This is a genomic window from Streptomyces sioyaensis (assembly GCF_004122735.1).
Classification (GTDB): domain Bacteria; phylum Actinomycetota; class Actinomycetes; order Streptomycetales; family Streptomycetaceae; genus Streptomyces; species Streptomyces sioyaensis.
In genome coordinates this window covers 1-17,586 of record NZ_SDIF01000027.1, presented here as the reverse complement: position 1 = coordinate 17,586, position 17,586 = coordinate 1, and the positions used below count along the sequence as shown (strand labels likewise).

Sequence of the window (17,586 nt, the reverse complement as noted above, 5' to 3'; positions counted from 1 at the left end):
GGTCGTTCCTCACCGTTCGTCGTGGTCGCTGTCGCCGCTTACGGCGTCTTCGAGTTCGCGCAGGATGTGCTCCTCCACCAGGTCCGCCAGGGCGGCGACGGTGCGGGAGACCAGCACGTCGCGGGGTGTGAGAGCCACCCCGAAGGTCTCGTTGGCCCGGGAGGCGATGAGCAGGCTGCGCAGCGAGTCGCCGCCCCGTGCGAAGAAGTCGTCCTCGACGCCCACGGTCGTCTCCAGGGCGGTGGACCAGATGTCCGCGAGGACTTCCTCGGTGGGGGTGCGCGGGGCGACGTGCCGGGCCGGCTCCCCCGCGTCCCGCCCGGGTGCGGGCAGGGCGGCGCGGTCGGTCTTGCCGTTCTCGGTGAGCGGGAAGCGCTCCAGGACGACGAAGGCCGAGGGCACCATGTGGCCGGGCAGGGTGCGGGCGGCGAAGGCGCGCAGCTCCGGGCCGGCCGGAGCGGCGGCGCCGGGTGCCGCGAGCAGATGGGCCACCAGCCGCGGCAGCCCGGGCTCGTCCTCCCGTACGGTCACCACCGCGTCCAGGACGGCCGGGTGCCCGGTCAGGACGGCCTCGACCTCGCCCGCCTCGATGCGGTGGCCGCGCAGCTTGATCTGGTGGTCGGTCCGGCCGAGGTGGTGGAGCTCGCCGCGGGCGTCGCGCCGGACCCGGTCGCCGGTGCGGTACATCCGGGTGCCCGGCGGGCCGTACGGGTCGGCGGTGAAGCGGGTGGCGGTCAGGCCCGGCCGGTTCAGATAGCCGCGGGCCAGCGAGGCGCCGCTGATCCACAGTTCACCCGGGACGCCGTCGGCGACCGGCCGCAGCCGCTCGTCGAGCACGTACACCCCGGTGGCGGGCAGCGGGCGGCCGATGGGGGGCGCGCTGCCGTCGGGGCGGAGCGGACCGGACCAGGTGGCGACCACCGTGGTCTCGGTGGGCCCGTAGGAGTTGATCATCCGGTGGTGCGGGGCCCAGCGGCCGACGAGTTCGGCGCCGCAGGAGTCCGCGCCGACGATCAGCGTGCGCAGGTCCGGCAGGGTGCCCGCGGTGTCGGGCGGCACCGTGCCGAGCGCGGCGGGCGGCAGCAGGGTGTGGGTGATGCGCTCCTCGCGCAGCACCGCGGCCAGCTGCGCACCGAGCAGCGGGCCGGGCGGGGGCACCACCAGGCAGGCGCCGGCCGGCAGGGACATGCACAGCTCCAGTACCGAGGCGTCGAAGCTGGGGGTGGCGAAGGCCAGGACCCGGTCTCCCGGGCGGACCTGGTAGTGGTCGGCCTCGGCGGCGGCGAAGCCCGCGAGGCCGCGGTGGGTGACGACCACGCCCTTGGGGGTGCCGGTGGAACCGGAGGTGTAGATCACGTACGCCGGGTCGTCGAGGTCGAGCGGGCGGCCGCGGTCCCGGTCGGTGGGCCGGTGGCCGGGCGTGGAGTCCTCCCCGGCGTCCAGGAGGTCCCTGATCTCCTCGGCGTCCAGGGTGACGGCCGGGTCCGCGTCGCGCAGCATCAGCGCGATCCGCTCCGGCGGGTAGCCGGGGTCCACCGGCAGATACGCGGCGCCCGCCTTGGCGGTCGCGAGCTGGGCGACGACCATGTCGGACGATCTCGGCAGGACCAGGGCGACGAGGTCACCGGGGCCCGTCCCGCGGGCGAGGAGACGGTGCGCGAGGCGGTTGGCCCGCGCCTCCAACCGGGCGAAGGACAGCGTCCCTTCCGGCCCGCACACGGCGGGCTCCTCGGGCCACCGGTCCACCGCCGCCTCGACGAGTGCGGCGAGGGTGGCCGGCGCGGCCGTGTCGGCGTCCACCGGCGCCGGGCGGCCGGTGAGCCGTGCGCGCTCGTCCGGCGGCAGCACGTCGATCCCGTCCACGGACGCGGCCGCACCGGGCGCCGCCAGGGCGGCGAGGGTGTGCAGCAGCTGACCGGCCAGGGACCGCGCGGTGGACTCCTCGAAGTACCGCGGGTCGTAGCCGAGTTCGACGCACAGTTCGCTGCCGGGCGAGATCACCACGGTGAGCGGGTAGTTGGTGGCCTCCAGCGCGTGCAGATCGCGTACCTGCAGGCCGTGCGCGGTCGCCGCCGTGTTGTTGATCGGGTAGTTCTCGAAGACCACCAGGCTCTCGAACAGCGGCTCCCCGGCGTCGAGTTCGGTCCAGTCGCGCAGGTCCGACAGCGGGACGTGGGCGAACCCACGGGCGTCGGCCTGCGCGGACTGCAGCCCCCGCAGCCAGTCCGCCGGGGCGGCGGTGCCGTCCACGTCGACCCGCACCGGCAGCGTGCTGATGAACAGGCCGGTGATGGAGTCGGCGCCGGGCAGGTCCGCGGGGCGCCCGGAGACCGTCGTGCCGAAGCACACCTCGCGCTCCCCGCTCCAGCGCGACAGCAGCAGGCCCCAGACCCCCTGGACGACGGTGTTGAGGGTGAGGTGGTGGCGCCGGGCGAAGTCCGTCAGCGCGGTGGTCCGTTCCGCGTCGAGCCGCTGCTGGTGCCAGGTGCCGGCGCGGGTGGCGGCACCCTGGGCGGGGCGCCGGTCGTAGGGCAGCGGGGTGGCGGCGGACAGCCCCGCCAGCTCCCGGCGCCAGTGCGCTTCGGCCGGGGCGTTGTCGTGGGCGGCGAGCCAGGCGGCGTAGTCCGCGAACGGCCGGCGGTCCGGCAGGTGGGGCTCGGTGCCCGCGGCGAGCGCCGCGTTGCAGGCGAAGACGTCCGAGAGGACCTGGAAGACGCTCCACCCGTCCAGCAGCACATGGTGGAAGGTCCATACGACCCGCACCTCGGTCGGGGAGAGCCGGATGAGGGCGACCCGCAGCAACGGCGCCCGGTCCAGGGCGATGCCGCGGGCCCGGTCCTCGGCGAGCAGCCGCTCCAGGGCGGCGTCCCGCTCGTCCGGCGTCAGGTCGCTCCAGTCGCACTCGGTCACGGGCAGGGTGACGGAGTGGTGCACGGTCTGGAGCGGCACCGGCACCTCACGCAGCACCACCGCGCTGCGCAGCACGGGGGTGCGGTCCACGACCTGCTGCCAGGCGTCGGCCAGCAGCCGCGGATCGCGCACGCCGTCCACGACGAAGGTGGCCTGCTCCACGTAGAGCCCCTGATCGGGCTCGTCCAGGCCGTGGAAGACCAGGCCCGTCTGGGTGGGGGTCAGCGGATAGATGTCCGTGACGTCCCGGCCGTTGCCGGCGAGCCGGTCGACGGCCTCCTGGTCCAGGCGAGCCAGCGGGAAGTCCGAGGGGGTGCGGCCGCCGGCGTCCGGCTGCGCGCAGTGCCGCACGATCTCGCGCAGTTCGGCGGCCATCTCCTCGGCCAGCCGGGCCACGGTGGCCCGCCGGTGCAGGTGCGTCGAGAACGACCAGGTGAACTCCAGCCGCTTGTCCGCGACCTGGCCGACCACATCGATCAGATGCGGCCGGTCGGCCGCCGGGTCCATGCCGCCCTCCAGTGCGCCGTACGGTGCGTGCAGCAGTCCGCCGCCGGCCGACGCGCTCCAGTCCTGCTGGCCGAGGTAGTTGAAGCCGATCTGCGGGGCGGGCGGGAGCCCGTCGGCCGCCGGGGTACGCAGCCGGCGCAGCGCGCCGTGTCCCAGGCCGTGCCGGGGCAGTGTCCGCAGCCCCTCCTTCGCGGACTTCAGCGCCGCCGCGAGGTCCGCCCGCGGCGGCAGGTCCAGGGCGAGGGGGAACATGGTGGTGAACCAGCCGACGGTACGGGAGAGATCGACGTCGTCGAAGATCTCCTCGCGGCCGTGGCCCTCCAGCCCGATCAGCACCCGGTCGTGCCCGGTCCAGCGGGCCAGCACCCGGCCCAGAGCACACAGCAGGACGTCGTTGATGCGGGTGCGGTAGGTGTCCGGCACGTCCTGGAGCAGCCGGCGGGTCTCCTCCGCCTCCAGGCGGACGGTCACGGTGTCCTCGGAGTCCGCGGTGTTGCGGCCCGCGCCGTCGGTGGGCAGCTCGGCGTGGCCCTGCGGCCCGCTCCAGTAGGGGAGTTCGTCGTCGAAGCCGCCGGCGGCGGCGTGCGCGGACAGCCGCTGCGCCCAGGTGCGGAAGGAGGTGGTCTTGGGCCCGAGCTCGGCCCGGTCCCCGGCGCGCACCGCGCGGTAGGCCGTGTCCAGATCCTCCAGGAGGATGCGCCAGGACACCGCGTCCACGACCAGGTGGTGGGCCGCCAGCAGCAGGACCGGACGCTCCTCGGCACCGAGCCGGCACAGCACGGACCGCAGCAGCGGCCCGCCGGCCAGGTCGAAGCCGGCGCTCAGATCGTTGGCCAGCGCGCGCAGCGCCGCGGGGCGGTCGCCCGATGCCCAGTGGGACAGGTCGCGCACCTCCAGTGCCGGCGCCGCGCCGGGTGCCACGCCGAACTGGCGCCACCGGCCGTCGCCGGTGCGCTCGTACCGCATCCGCAGGGCGTCGTGGTGCTCCAGCACCGCGGCCAGGGCGGCGCGCAGCGCGTCCTCGTCGGTCTCGGCGGCCAGCTGGAAGGACACCGACTGGGTGAAGTGCCAGGGGCTGTCGGGGACGGTGTCGAACAGCCAGTGCTGGACGGGGGTGAGCGGGACCTCGCCCACGACCGGGCCCTGTTCGGCGCGGGTGACCGCGGCGGGCAGTCCTTCGGCGGCCGCGGCCAGGGCGGCGACGGTCTGGTGGACGAACAGCTGCCGCGGCGTCAGCTCGATGCCGGCGCGGCGGGCCGCGGAGACGATCTGGATGCTGAGGATCGAATCGCCGCCCAGGGCGAAGTAGTTGTCCTCGGCTCCCACCCGCTGCACGCCCAGCACCTGGGCCCAGATGGCGGCGAGCGTCTTCTCGGTGTCCGTGCGGGGCGGGCGGTGGCCGCCGGCCGGCGCCGCCCAGTCGGGCGCCGGCAGGGCGCGCCGGTCGAGTTTCCCGGTCGCTCCCAGCGGCAGCCGCGCCAGCGGGACGACGACCGCGGGCACCAGATGGTCGGGCAGGCTCTGCGCGAGGAAGGCACGCAGCGCGGCGGGGTCGGGGCTCGCCGCGCCCCGCCCGACCGCATAGCCCACCAGACGCTTGTGGCCGTCGGTCTCGACCACCCGGGCGGCGGCCTCGGCCACCTCCGGGTGGCGGGCCAGCGCGGCCTCCACCTCACCCAGTTCGATCCGGAAGCCACGCACCTTGACCTGGTCGTCGGTGCGGCCGAGGTACTCCAGCCGGCCCTCGGCGTCCCAGCGCACGAGGTCGCCGGTGCGGTACATCCGCTCTCCCTCGGGGCCGAACGGGTCGGCGAGGAAGCGCCGGGCGGTCAGTCCGGGCCGGGCGAAGTACCCGCGCGCCACGCCCGTACCGGCGAGGTAGAGCTCGCCGGGCACTCCGACGGGCACCGGCTTCAGCCGCGGATCGAGGACGTAGGCGCGGGCGCCGGTGACGGGGCTGCCGATCGGCGGGGTGCGGTCGGGGTCGTCGGGGTCGCAGTGCCAGGCGGTGGCGTACACGGTGGCCTCGGTGGGGCCGTAGATGTTCACGACCCGGCAGCCGGGGACGGCGGCGCGGACCTCCGCCACGGTGCGGGCGGCGAGCCCCTCACCGGCCAGCACCACGGTGTCGGCGGTGACCTGGACGGTGTCCTCGGCGAGGAGCCGGCCCAGGGCGGAGGGGACGGCGCTGAGCAGGCCCGCGGTCCAGGGGCCGCGGCGTTCGGCCAGCGCGAGCAGGTCACCGACCAGCTCCACGCAACCGCCGGACAGCAGCGGGCAGATCATCTCGAAGACCGAGACGTCGAAGTTGAGCGAGGTGGACGCCACGACGTGGGACAGGCCGCGGTCACCGAACTCGGCGGCCGCCCAGTCGGCCAGTGCCACCACCGAATCGTGGGTGACCACCACGCCCTTGGGCAGGCCGGTCGACCCCGAGGTGTGGATGACGTACGCGGGGTGGGCGGGCAGCAGCGCGCCGGCCCGCTCGGCGTCGCCGAGGTCGGCCGCGGACCGCTCCGCGAGCCGCCGCGCGGTCCCGGCGTCGTCCAGCACGAACCGGGTGGCGGGCCCCTCGGGCAGCCGGCCGGCCAGGTCGGTGGTGGTGAGCACGATGTCCGGCCCGACGTCGGCGAAGAGGAAGGCGATCCGCTCGGCGGGGTACGTGGGGTCGATCGGCAGGTAGGCGGCGCCGCTCTTGAGCACTGCCAGCAGCGCCACCATCAGGTCGGCGGTGCGCGGCAGCGCGAGCGCCACGAACCGCTCCGGGCCGGCGCCGGCGGCGATCAGCAGCCGGGCCAGCCGGTTGGCGCGCTCGTTCAGCTCCCGGTAGGTCAGCCGGTCGGCGCCGGCCACGACGGCCGGGGCGCCGGGGGTGCGGGCCGCCTGCTCCTCGAAGACCGCGGGCAGCACCCGCCGCGGCCGGCGGACGGCCGGTCCACCGAACTGTTCCAGGAGGCGCCCGCGTTCCGCCCCGGTGAACAGGGGCAGATCGGCCAGCCGGCGGTCCGGGTCCGCCGCCATCTCCGTCAGCAGGACGCGCAGGCACTCCCCCAGCCGCTCGACGGTGGCGGCGTCGAAGGCCGCCGGGTCGTAGTCCAGGGTGATGGTGAGGCGCTCGCCGGGGGCGACGACCACGCTGAGCGCGTAGTTGGTCGGCTCCAGGTCGCGTTCGTGCTGGATGCCCAGGCCGTGCCGGGCGAGGGCCGCGCTGTCGAAGGGGTAGTTCTCGAAGACCACGATGCTGTCGAACAGGCCCGTCCCACCCGGGAGTTCACTCCAGCTCTGGAGCTGGGCCAGGGAGACGAAGTCGAACCGGCGGGACTCCGACTGGGACGTCTGGAGTTCGCGCAGCCAGTCCAGCAGCGCACGCTGCCCGTCGACCCGCACCCGGGTGGGCAGGGTGTTGATGAACACGCCGACCATGGACTCGACGCCCGGCAGTGCGGCGGGCCGGCCCGAGACGGTGGTGCCGAAGACCACGTCGTCGCTGTGGCCGTAGCGCGAGAGCAGCAGGCCCCAGGCGCCCTGGAGGACGGTGTTCATGGTCAGACCGGCCCGCTGCGCCGTCTCCCGCAGCCGGGCGGACTCCTCGGCGCCGAGCGTGACGCCGACCGAGCCCGACGAGGCGGTGCGGTGGGCCTCCAGGGGCCGCCGGTCCCGCGGCAGTTCGGTCGGGGAGGTGAATCCGGCCAGGGCGGTGCGCCAGTGCCGCTCGGCCTGCGTGCTGTCCTGCTCCGCCAGCCAGCGCAGATAGCTGCCGAACGGGGCACGCGAGGGGACCTCGGGGCGGCGGCCCGCGGTGAGCGCCGCGTACCGCTCGCAGATCTCGTCGAAGACCTGCGCCGCGCTCCAGCCGTCGAGCAGGACGTGGTGGAAGGTCCAGACGAGCCGGACCCGGTCGGCGGAGAGTCTGATCAGGGCGAGCCGCATCAGCGGGGCACAGGTCAGGTCGAGACCGGCCGCCCGGTCCTCGGCGAGCAGGGCCTCCAGGGCGCGCTCGCACCGCTCGGGCTCCCATCCCGACCAGTCGTGGTGGGTGATCGGAACGGTGGCGCGGGTCCGGACGATCTGCAGCGGCTCGGCGGTCTCCTCCCACACCAGTCGGGTGCGGAGCATCGGGTTGGCGTCGGACGCCTGCTGCCAGGCCTCGGCGAGGGCGGCGGGGTCGGTGACGCCGGAGAGCACCAGCTGGACCTGGTTGAAGTAGGCGCCGGACGACGGATCCATCAGGCCGTGGAACAGCATGCCGGCCTGCATCGGGGTCAGCGGGTAGATGTCCTCGACCGCGTGCCCGTCCGGCGCGATCCGGTCCACGGCCGCCTGGTCGAGGCGGGCCAGCGGGAAGTCGGAGGGGGTGCGGCCGCCGGCGTCCGGGCCGGCGCAGTGGGCGACGATGTCCTCCAGCGCCGTGCGCATGCCCGTGGCCAGCGCGGTGACCGTCTCCTCGCGGTGCACCCCGCCGCTGTAGTACCAGGTGAGTTCCAGCCGGCGGTCCTCGACCCGGCCCACCACGTCCAGCAGGTGCGGGCGGACCGACTCGGGCGCCGCGGCGCCGTCCAGTCCGCCGCGCACGCCACGGATCAGGCCGCCGCCCTCGGCGGACCAGTCGAAGCGGCCCAGGTAGTTGAAGCTGATCCGGGGCTGTGGTGCGCCGGCCAGCTCCGGGGCTCCGGCGAGGTGGCGCAGTGCCCCGTGTCCGAGCCCCCGGCCGGGCACCGCGCGCAGCTGCTCCTTGACGGAGGTGAGCGCCGTGGCCCAGTCGCCGGCCGGCACGTCGAGGGCGACGGGGAACAGCGTGGTGAACCAGCCGACCGTGCGGGACAGGTCGACGTCGTCGAAGAGGTGGTCCTCGCGGCCGTGTCCCTCCAGGCCGACGGCGACGGTGCGCTGCCCGGTCCAGTCGGCCAGCACCCGGCCGAGCGCCGTGAGCAGTACGTCGTTGATCTGCGTGCGGTAGACGCCGGGCACCTTCTGCAGGAGGTCGTCGGTGCGTCGCCGGTCCAGGCGGACGGTGACCGAGCGGAGGTCGGCGATCGTGTTGGTCCCGGCGGAGTCGACGGGCAGCGCGGCATCGCAGCGCGCGGCCGTCTCGCGCCAGTGGGCGAGCTCCCCGTCGAAGCCGCCGGCCTCGGTGTGGGCGCGCAGCCGCCGGGCCCATTCCTGGACGGAGGTGGTCCGGGCGGGCGGGCGCACCCGCTCCCCGGCGCGTGCCTGCCGGTAGGCGCTCTCCAGGTCCTCCAGCAGCACCCGCCAGGAGACGCCGTCGACGACCAGGTGATGCACCGTCAGGAACAGCCGTGGCGGCCGGTCCTGGGCGCCGGTGAAGAGCCGGGCGGCGAGCAGCGGGCCGGACTCCAGCCGGAAGCCGGCGTGCGCCTCGGCGACGGCGGCGTCCAACGCGGCGTCGCACTCCTTGCCGGTCAGCCCGGTCAGGTCGTGCGCCCGCAGCAGCCGCGGGTCCGTCGCGTCCGGGGCCGGGCAGTGCTGGTGCCAGGTCCCGTCGGCCCGCTCGGTGAAGCGGGCGCGCAGGGCGTCGTGGTGGGACCACAGGGCGCGCAGGGCCGCCTCCAGGGCCCGCGGGTCGGGGTCCTCGGCCAGCTCGATGACGACGGACTGGTTGAAGTAGCCGGGGCGCTCGGGCCGGGCGTCGAGGAACCAGTGCTGGATCGGGGTGAGGGCGACGTCCCCGGTCACCGGGCCGGTGCCGGTGACCTGTGCGGTGGCGCCGGTGGCGGCGGCCAGCGCGGCGATGGTGGGGTGGCGGAACAGGTCCCTGGGAGTGAGGGACAGGCCCGCCCGGCGGGCGCGCGAGACGACCTGGATGCTGAGGATCGAATCGCCGCCCAGCATGAAGAAGTTGTCGTCCACGCCCACCCGGTCGATGCCCAGCAGGGCACACCAGATCTCCGCGAGGATCCGCTCGGCCTCGGTGCCCGGGGCTCGGTGCTCACCCGCGGTGGCGGCCGACCGGTCGGGGGCGGGCAGCCGTCGCCGGTCGACCTTTCCGTTGCCGGTCAGCGGCAGCGCCTCCAGGGTGACGAACGCGGCCGGGAGCATGTAGTCGGGCAGCACCTCGGCCAGGAAGGCGCGCAGCTCGGCCGCCGGCGGCACGGTCGCTCCCGGGGCGGCCACGAGGTGGGCGACCAGGCGCTTGCGGCCGCCGTCGGCGAAGACGGTCACCACCGCTTCGGCGACGGTGCCGTGGCGGGTGAGCGCGGCCTCGATCTCGGCCGGTTCGACGCGGAAGCCCCGGATCTTGATCTGGTCGTCGGCGCGCCCCACGAAGTGGAGTTCCCCGTCCGCGCTCCAGCGCACGATGTCGCCGGTGCGGTACATCCGGGTGCCGGCCGGGCCGAACGGGTCGGCGAGGTAGCGTTCGGCGGTCGCGCCGGGGCGGCCGCCGTAGCCGCGGGCCAGTCCGGCCCCGGCGAGGTAGAGCTCTCCCGGGATGCCCGGCGGCTGCGGCTGGAGCGCGTCGTCCAGTACGTAGACCCGGGTGTTGTCCAGGGGACGCCCGATGGGCAGGGCGGCGGGCAGCGGGTCGCCGGCGCGGAATACCCGCCGGGTCGCGAAGGTGGTCGTCTCGGTGGGGCCGTACCCGTCGACCACGATGAGGTCCGGGCAGGCGTCGAGCAGACGGCGGACCGCGGCACCCGGTACGGCCTCGCCGCCGGTCCACACTTCCCGGGCACCGCGCAGGCACCCGGGGTCCTCCTGGGCCAGCAGGCGGAACAGTCCGGCGGTCAGCCACAGGCAGCTGACGCCCTGTTCGGTGATCGCCCGGCGCACCGTGGCGGCGTCGACGTCCGCCGGCGGGGCCAGCACCGCGGTACCGCCGCGCAGCAGCGGTACCCACAGTTCGTAGGTGGCGGCGTCGAAGGCCTGCGGGGAGTGCACCAGGACCCGGTCGTGTGCGGCGAAGGCGCGGTCGAAGGCGAGCGCGACGACGTCCCGGTGGCGCACCGCGACGCCCTTGGGACGCCCGGTGGAGCCGGAGGTGAACATCAAGTACAGCACGTTGTCGGGGTGGACGGCGGGCAGCGCAGCGCCGGCCGGGGCGGGGGTGTCCGCGGCCCCGGGCGGCACCGCGGCCGCGCCGTCACCGGTGAGCGGCAGGGTGCGCCCGCCGGGTGCCGCCTCCCGGGCGGTCTCCTCCCAGGAGGCATCGGTGAGGACGAGCTCCGCCGCGCTCTCCGCCAGCACCTGCCGCAGCCGCTCCCGCGGGGCGCGGCCGTCCAGCGGGACGTACACGCCGCCCGCCTTGGCGAGCGCCAGCTGGGCGACGACCAGCGCGGCCGAGCGGTCCATGAGGGCCCCGACCGGACGCTCCGGCCCGACCCCGAGCCCGGTCAGCCGATGGGCCAATTGCTCGGCTCTCAGATCGAGTTGACGGTACGTCAATCTCAGTTCCCCGGCGTCCAGGGCGATGGCGTCGGGCGTGCGCCGGGCCTGGGCGGCGAACAGCTCGGCCACCGTGCCCTCGGGCAGTGCGGTGGCGGTGTCGTTCCACTCCTCGACGACCTGGCGGCGATGTGCGGCATCCAGCACCGGCAGCCGCGCGGGCGGGCCCCCGGCGTCGGCGGCCATGCCCGCCAGCAGCACCGTGAGGTACTCCCCCATCCGCTCGACGGTCGCGGCGTCGAACAGCTGCGGGTCGTAGCCGAGCCGCAGCGCCAGTTCCGCGCCCGGGTAGGCGACCAGGCTCAGGGGGTAGTTGGTGGTCTCGATGCCGTCGAGGCCGCTCAGCCGGAGGCCGTGCGCGGCGGCGAGGTCGTCACCGACCGGGTAGTTCTCGAAGACCACGATGCTGTCGAACAGCGCGACCCGCTCGGGCAGGTCGCTGAAGGCCGTCAGCCGGGTGAGCGGGACGAAGTCGAAGCGCCGGTCGTCGGTCTGGATCTCCTGCACCCGGCGCAGCCAGTCCCGCAGGGTGCCGTCGGCGGGGACGGTCAGCCGGGTCGGCACGGTGGCGATGAACAGCCCGTTCATCGCCTCGACGCCGGGCAGCTCGGGCGGCCGTCCGGAGACGGTGGTGCCGAAGACGACCTCGCGGCGGCCGGTCTGGCGGGCCAGCAGCAGCGCCCACGCACTCTGCACCAGGGTGTTCACGGTCACCCCGGTGCGCTTCGCCAGCTCGTCCAGGGCGCGGGTGGTGTCGGCGGTCAGGGTGCGGCGCACCGCTTCGGTGGACTCGGCGCGATGGCTCTCCCGGGGCTCGCGGTCGTAGGGCAGTGCGGTGGGCTCGGCCAGGCCGTCGAGGCGGGCCCGCCAGTGCCGTTCGGCCTGTGCCCAGTCGCGGTCGCGCAGCCAGGCCACGTAGTCGCGGAAGGGCCGGCGGACCGGCAGGCCGCTCTCCGCCGGCGCGCTCGCCCCGCCGGACAGCAGCGCATGGCACCGGAAGACGTCGGACAGCACCTGGAACAGGCTCCAGCCGTCGAGCACCAGATGGTGGAAGGACCACACCACCTGTACCTCGGTGTCCGACAGCCGGGCGAGGATCAGCCGCTGGAGCGGGGCACATTCGAGGTCGATGCCGCGCCGCCGGTCGTCGTCGAGCAGCTCCCGCAACCGCGCCCGGCGCTCCTCGGCCGACAGAGCGCGCCAGTCGAGCCGGGTCACCGGCACCGCGGCGTCGCGCTCGACCACGAGCAGCGGATCGGGTACGTCCTGCCACACCACCCGGCCCCGCAGCACCGGCGTGCGGTCGCTCACCCGCTGCCAGGCCGCGGCGAGGGCCCCGGAGTCGGGCACACCGTCCAGCACGAAGGTGAGCTGCTGGAAGTAGACGCTCTGGTCGTCCTGGGACAGCCGGTGGAAGAGCATGCCGGCCTGGGTGGGGGTGAGCGGGTGGATGTCCTCGACGGCGGCGGCGTCCGCGCCCACCAGCCGGTCCACGGCCGCCTGGTCGAGCGCGGCCAGCGGGAAGTCGGACGGGGTGCGCCCGCCCGCGCCGGGCCGGGCGCCGTGCCGGGCGATCTCGCCCAGCGCCCGGGCGAAGGCCCCGGCCAGCGCGGTGACGGTCTCCTCGTGGTGGAGGTTGGCCGAGTAGAACCAGGTGAATTCCAGGGCGTCGCCGTCGAGCCGGCCGACGACCTCCAGCGCGTGCGGCCGCGCCGCGGCCGGGTCGGCATCCAGCGACAGCGCGCGGTGCGGGCCGCGGTAGAGACAGCCGTCGCCGCCGGGCAGGCCGAACTGGCCGAGGTAGTTGAAGCTGATGCCGGCGGTCGGCGTGGTGGGCAGGCCCTCCGGCCGGAGCAGATGGCGCTGGACGCCGTAGCCCAGACCGCGCCCGGGCACGGCGCGCAGCTGCTCCTTGACCGACTTCAGCACGGTGCCCCAGTCCGCGTCCGGTGCCACGGTGAGGGCGACCGGGTAGCGGGTGGTGAACCAGCCGACCGTGCGGCTCAGGTCCAGGTCACCGAAGAGCTCCTCCCGGCCGTGGCCTTCCAGGTCCACCGGGACCCGGTCCCGGCCGGTCCAGTCGTGCAGCGCCCGGCCCAGCGCGCTCAGCAGCACGTCGTTGACCTGGGTGCGGTAGGCGCCGGGCAGGGTGTGCAGCAGGACGGAGGTGTCCTGCGGGGTGAGGCGCACGGTCACCGAGCGGGCCGACGCATAGGTGTTGGCGCCGTCGAGGTCGGTCGGCAGCTCCGGGTCGCAGGAGCGGGCCAGTGCGGTCCAGTACGCCGTCTCGTCCTGGAAGCCGCCGTCGCCGGCGTGTTCGGTGAGCCGGCGTGCCCAGTGGCGCAGCGGGGTGGACTTCGCCGGCAGAGAGGCGGCCGCCTGCTCGCCGCGCTGCCGTGCGCGGTAGGCCCGGTCCAGGTCCTCCAGCAGGATGCGCCAGGAGACGCCGTCGACCACCAGGTGGTGGACGGTCAGATGCAGCACGCGGGGCAGCCCGGCACCCCGGTCGTGGAGTACGGCGCGCAGCAGGGGGCCACGGCGCAGGTCGAACGGGCCGAGGTGCGGCGCGTCGTCGTCGGGGCCCGAGTGGTGGTGCAGCACGGCCGCGGGCGCGTCACCGTCGATGTGCTGGAGCCGGTCGCCGTCGCCGTCGCGCGTGAAGCGTGAGCGCAGCGCGTCGTGGTGGGCGACCACCTCGGTCAGGGCGGCGTCCAGCGCCGCGGTGTCCAGGTCGTCGGACAGCTCGACGGACAGGGTCTGGCCGAAGTGGCCGGCCCGGTCGGCGTCGCTCTCGAACAGCCAGTGCTGAATGGGCGTCAGGGGCGCGGTGCCGGTGGCCGCCGCCTCGGGCGCCGGGCCGGCGGCCGACCGCTCGGCGGCGTCCACGCACTGGGCGAGGGCGCCGACCGTCTGGTGCCGGTAGACGTCGCGCGAGGTGACGGCCAGGCCCGCCTGCCGTGCCTGGGCGACCACCTGGATGCTGAGGATCGAGTCGCCGCCCAGCGTGAAGAAGTTGTCCTCCACGCCGACCCGTTCCACCCGCAGGACGTCGGCCCACACGGCGGCCAGCGCCCGTTCGGTGGCGGTGCGCGGCGCCACGTACTCCGCCGTCCCCGCGGCCGTCCGGTCGGGGGCGGGCAGCCGGTCCCGGTCGAGTTTGCCGTTGGGGTTGAGCGGCAGCGCCGGCAGGACGACGACCGAGGCGGGCACCATGTAGTCGGGCACGCCGCGGCCGAGCTCGCGGCGCAGCGCCTCCGGGTCGAGCTCCGCCCCGGGAGCCGGCACGACATAGCCGATCAGGCGCTTGTGGCCGTCGCTCTCCCGGGTGGCGGCGGCCGCCTGGGCCACCCCCGCACAGCGCAGCAGCGCCGCCTCGACCTCTCCCAGCTCGATGCGGAAGCCCCGCACCTTGACCTGCTGGTCGGCTCGGCCGACGTACTCCAGCTCACCCTCGGCGGTCCACCGCACCAGGTCGCCGGTGCGGTACATCCGGCTGCCCGGTCCGGCGAAGGGGTCGGCCACGAACCGGGTGGCGGTCAGACCGGACCGCCTGAGGTACCCGCGGGCCAGGCCCCCGCCGCCGAGGTACAACTCCCCCGTCACGCCCGGCGGTTGGGGCCGCAGCATGCCGTCCAGGACGTAGGCGCGGGTCCGTGCGACGGGCCGGCCGATCGGCGGGGCCTGCTCGGGGGTGTCGTCGCCGCCGAACCACGCGGTGGCGTACACGGTGGCCTCGGTCGGCCCGTAGATGTTGGCGACCTGGGCGGACGGCATGGTCCGGCGGATGTCGCGCACGGTCTGCGCGGGCAGGGCCTCGCCCGCCAGCACCACCGTGTCGGCCTGGACGGTAGCGGCGTCCCGGGTGAGCATCCGGGAGACCACCGACGGCACCCCGCTGATCAGACCGGCCTGCCAACCGGCTTCGCCCGCCCGGTCGGCGAGGGCCGGCAGGTCGGCCACCACCTCGATGCTGCCGCCGGACAGCAGGGGGCACAGCAGCTCGAAGACGGACACGTCGAAGTTGAGCGAGGTGGCGGCCACGACATGGGCCAGCCGCCGCGGCCCGAACGTCTCCCCCGCCCAGCGGGCCAGGTCGGCCACGCTGCGGTGGGAGACCACCACCCCCTTGGGCCGTCCCGTCGAGCCGGAGGTGTAGATGACGTAGGCGGGGTGGCGGGGGTCCAGCGGCCGGGCACGGTCGGCGTCGGTGAGGTCGTCCTCCGGGTACCCGGCCAGCGCGGCCAGGGTCGCAGGGTCGTCCAGCACCAGCGGCTCGGTGCCCTCGGGCAGGCAGCCGGCCGTGTCCCGCGTGGTCAGGACGGTGGCCGGGGCGGCGTCGGCGAGCATGAACCGGATGCGCTCGGCCGGATAGCCGGGGTCCACCGGCAGGTATCCGGCGCCCGCCTTGAGCACCGCCCACAGGACGACGACCAGGTCGGCCGAGCGCGGCAGCGCCAGCGCCACCAGGGACTCCGGGCCCGCCCCCCGGCCGACCAGCAGCCGGGCGAGGCGGTTGGCGCGCCGGTTCACCTCGTCGTAGGTGAGCCGCGTGCCGTCGCAGACCACGGCCGTGCGGTCGGGCGTACGGGCGGTCTGCGCCTCGAAGAGTGCGGGCAGCGGCGTCTCCGGGCCCTCCTCCTGCGGCGCGTTCCAGGCGTCGAGCATGGTGCGCCGCTCGTCGTCCGTGAGCAGCGGGAGTTCGGCCACGGTCCGGTGCGGGCCGTCCGCCATGCCCTCCAGCAGGAGGTGCAGATGACGGCTCATCCGGGCCACGGTCCGGGCGTCGAACAGGTCGGTGTTGTACTCGACGGTCAGCCCGAAGGACCCGTCGGCGCGCGGCAGGAACTCCAGCACCAGGTCGAACCGTGCGGCCGGGCGCGGCAGCGGATGCTCGTCGATCCGTACGCCGCCGGCCTCCTGGGGGTGCACCATGGCGGTCTGCTGGACGACCAGGACCTGCACCAGCGGCGTGCGGCTGGGGTCCCGCGGCGGGGCCAGCTCCTCGACGACCCGGTCGAACGGCACGCCGTCGTGGCTGAAGGCGTCCATCAGCGTGGCCCGCATCGTGTCCAGGAACCGGTCGACGGTGTCCGTGCCGTCGACGTCGCTCCGCAGGACCACGGTGTTGACGAAGAAGCCCGTCACGTCCTCCAGTTCGCGGCGGTGGCGTCCGTTGGTGACGGTGCCGAACGCGATGTCCCGCTGGCCGGTGTAGCGGGAGAACAGCACCGCGGCCGCGCCGGAGAACAGGGTGAAGGGGGTCGTGCCCTTGGCCCGGGCGAGTCTGCCGAGCCGGGCGACCAGGTCCGCGGGCAGCTCGTGGCGGTGTGCCGCGCCGGCCGTGGTGCGCACCGGCGGCCGGGGCCGGTCCGTGGGCAGGTCCAGCTGCGGCGTCCCGGACAGCTGCCGCTTCCAGTACGCGAGGTCGGCCGCGTCCCGGGAAGGCGCCGGGCGCCCGTGCTCCCACACGGCGAAGTCCGGGTACTGGAGGGCCGGTTGCAGCAGGTCGTCCGGTGTCCCATCGGCCTCGGCGGCGTACAGCGCGGCCAGTTCCCGGACCAGGATGCCGACCGACCAGCCGTCGGTGACGAGGTGGTGCTGGGCCAGCAGCAGCAGGTGTTCCTCGTCGGCGAGCCGGATCAGCAGCGCGCGGGTCAGCGGCCCCTCGCCCAGGTCGTAGCGGCGCTCCAGCTCCTCGGTCAGCAGCCGCTCGGCCTGCGCACCCTGCCGGCCGGCCGGCAGGGTGCGCAGGTCGGCGGTGCGCAGCGGCAGCCGGGCGGTGTCGTCGACCCGTTGCACACCGCGTCCGTCCACCGTGGTGAAGGTGGTGCGCAGCGACTCGTGGCGGGCGGCGAGCCGGTCCAGGGCGCGGCCGAGCGCGGCCTGGTCCAGCCGGCCGCGCAGCCGCACCCCGACCCCGGTGTTGTACTCGGTGCCGCCGGCGGTGAGGTCGTCGAGGAACCACAGTCGTTGCTGGGCGGCGGAGAGCAGCAGCGGGTGCGCGCGCGGGGCCGGCGGGATCGGTGTCGCGGGGTCCGTGCCGTCGGCCCCGTCGAGGAGGGCGGCCACGTCGGCGACCGTCCGGGCGGTGAACAGGTCCCGGACGGTCAGCCGGACCCCCCGCTCTTCCCTGATCCGGGACAGCACCCGCACGGCGAGCACGGAGTCGCCGCCGAGGGCGAAGAAGTCGTCGTCGGCGCCGACGGGGCGCACGTCCAGGACGTCCGACCAGATGCCGGCCACGGTCCGCTCGGCGGGTGTCCGGGGCGCGAGGTGGCGCGCGGTGTGGGCCGGGCCGGGCTCGGGCAGGGCCGCCCGGTCGATCTTGTGGTGTGCGGTGAGCGGGAACGCCTCCAGGACCACGACGGCGGACGGCACCATGTGCGCCGGCAGGCTGCGGGCGACCGCTGCCCGCAGCACCGCGGGCTGCGGCGGCCGGCCGGCCTCCCCCGGCGTCACATAGGCGACCAGCCGCTGCCGTCCGGGCTCGTCCTCGCGCACCAGGACCACCGCTTCACCGACGTCGGCGTGGCCCGCCAACACCGCCTCGATCTCGCCGGGTTCGACCCGGAAGCCGCGTATCTTGACCTGCCGGTCGAGCCGCCCGAGGTACTCCAGCGCGCCGTCCGCGTTCCAGCGCGCCCGGTCCCCGGTGCGGTAGAGCCTGGTGCCGGGCGGTCCGTACGGGTCGGCCACGAAGCGCGCCGCGGTCAGGCCCGGACGGTTGAGGTACCCGCGGGCCACCCCCTCGCCCCCCACGTACAGCTC

At 75.3% G+C, this 17,586-nt stretch carries 1 protein-coding gene; it reads right to left on the bottom strand.

The window, feature by feature from the left end:
• Positions 1-9 precede the first annotated feature (9 nt).
• On the bottom strand, positions 10-17,586 hold a 17,577-nt coding region (locus EST54_RS12550; RefSeq protein ID WP_135796889.1), incomplete at its 5' end, for a non-ribosomal peptide synthetase.